Annotated in this window: 2 protein-coding genes and 1 pseudogene; 1 reads left to right on the top strand and 2 read right to left on the bottom strand. The window is 60.5% G+C overall.

Translation table 11 applies throughout. The features are described from left to right. Both GCT19_RS41845 and GCT19_RS41840 read right to left on the bottom strand, forming a co-directional pair. A partial coding sequence (locus tag GCT19_RS41845) for an IS6 family transposase (protein ID WP_152855078.1) occupies positions 1 to 415 on the bottom strand: 415 nt, incomplete at its 3' end. Positions 416 to 471: 56 nt separating this feature from the next. Then, a pseudogene (locus tag GCT19_RS41840) lies at positions 472 to 1,083 on the bottom strand (IS110 family RNA-guided transposase); the annotation flags it as partial. A 204-nt stretch (positions 1,084 to 1,287) separates the two neighbouring features. On the opposite strand from GCT19_RS41840, the gene GCT19_RS41835 reads away from it, so the two are divergent. Beyond that, a partial coding sequence (locus tag GCT19_RS41835; RefSeq protein ID WP_152855077.1) for a helix-turn-helix domain-containing protein occupies positions 1,288 to 1,863 on the top strand: 576 nt, incomplete at its 3' end.

Genomic DNA, 1,863 nt, shown 5'->3' with positions numbered 1-1,863 from the left:
GTTCAATCGCCTTCTCGAAGTAGCGGCGCGCCGCGGCCTTGTCCCGACGGGCGCGCAGCAGGAAATCCACCGTGTTGCCCGCCTTGTCCACGGCACGGTACAAGTATTTCCAATGGCCTTTGACCTTGACATAGGTCTCATCGACGCGCCAGCTCTTGCCGACAGGCCGTTTGCGTTTGCGCAATGCTTTTTCAAACACCGGCAGCAGCTTGATAACCCACCGGTGCACGCTCGAATGGTCCACCTCGATACCCCGCTCGGCCATCATTTCTTCGAGGTTTCGTAGGCTCAGTGAGTATGCCACGTACCACCGGACGCACAGCAGGATCACGTCCAGCGGGTAGTGCAGCCGCTTCAGTACCTTGCCAATGCCAGCGGGCAGCCTCTTGCATGGCGTCTTCGTCTTTGTCATCATGCTTGTCATGCGTTGTCGTCGGCGGATTTTACTTGACCGCGTTATCGCGACAAAACCAGCTGCTGCATCACCTCGCGGTCGATCTCATCGATCTGCTGCTGCAGGTACTTGAAGTGCTCGTGGAGCCGTTCGAGGATCGCGACTAGCCGGGGGGTGGCAAGGAATGGTAGCTGAGAAGCTCCGGAAGACGCACAACGCCAGTCTTGCCGACCGGCAGGCTGACACCAAACTCGAGCAGGAAGCCATGCATCTGGCTGATCGTTCGGGTGCGGTCCCGCACCATCGATTCGCGCACGCGATGCAGGACAGAACGTGTTTGTTGCGATTCAGTCTTCGGCGTCACGAACCTCATCGTTGGTCGTGATGCGGCTTCGCAAATCGCCTCGGCATCTACGAAGTCGTTCTTGTTTGACTTCACGAAAGGCCGGACGAACTGAGGCGAAATCAGCTTGACCTGGTGGCCAAATGTGGCCAGCTTGCGAGCCATGTGATGAGAGCCGGCGCACGCTTCCATGACGACGGTGCAGGCCCGCGTAAGTCGCGAAAAATTCAACCAGTTGCTTGCGCCCCAGTTTTTTGCGAAACACAGCCTTGCCGTTCCGGTCCTGACCGTGAAGGTGAAAGCTATGTTTTCCAAGATCGATTCCAACGAGCGTCGCGTGGTCCATGATGGCCTCCGGTTCCGAATGAGCTCCGTCAGCCTAACCTACCCGGTAAGGCGGGGCGGACCATGTCATTAGTTGAACTAACGGCAGGTTGGGTTACCGCCCCACGGGACTTTCTTTGGAGGATTGTATGGACCGCAGACATGGGTAACAGGTGTGCGGGGACATGGGTAACACTTCGGGCGAGTGGATCGCCTGGAGCCGTTCATGCCCTGGAACCCGAGAAACACCATGAACCTGCGTCTGGAATTCGTGAATCTGGCTTTGCAGGAGGGCGCCAACCGGCGTGAGCTGTGCCGACGTTTCGGCATCAGTGCGAAGACTGGCTACAAGTGGCTTGCCCGTCACGCGCAGGGCGACAGCGCTACGGCGCTGGGGGACCGCTCGCGCCGACCGCTTCAGAGTCCGGCTCGCACGACCCCCTCAGTCGAGCAGCAGGTGGTTGAACTGCGCCAGGCGCATCCGGCCTGGGGCGGGCGCAAGATCAGCCGGCGCCTGCGCGACCAGGGTCATATGGACGTGCCCGCCCCTAGCACGGTGACGGGCATCCTGCATCGCCACGGCCTGATCGAGGACGCGGCATCCGCGGCCGCGACACCCTGGCAGCGCTTCGAGCATGCGCAGCCCAACGAACTCTGGCAGATGGATTTCAAGGGGTGGTTCGCGCTGCAGGACGGACGACGCTGTTCGCCATTGACCGTGCTCGATGACCATTCGCGCTACAACCTGGCACTCGATGCCTGCGGCTGCACTGACAGCCGCACCGTGCAGCAGCATCTGGAG

The sequence above is a fragment of the Paraburkholderia atlantica genome (genome assembly GCF_009362785.1).
Lineage (GTDB): Bacteria > Pseudomonadota > Gammaproteobacteria > Burkholderiales > Burkholderiaceae > Paraburkholderia > Paraburkholderia atlantica.
Note: the sequence above shows the minus strand (reverse complement) of the source record. Positions and strands in the feature narration are given on the sequence as shown.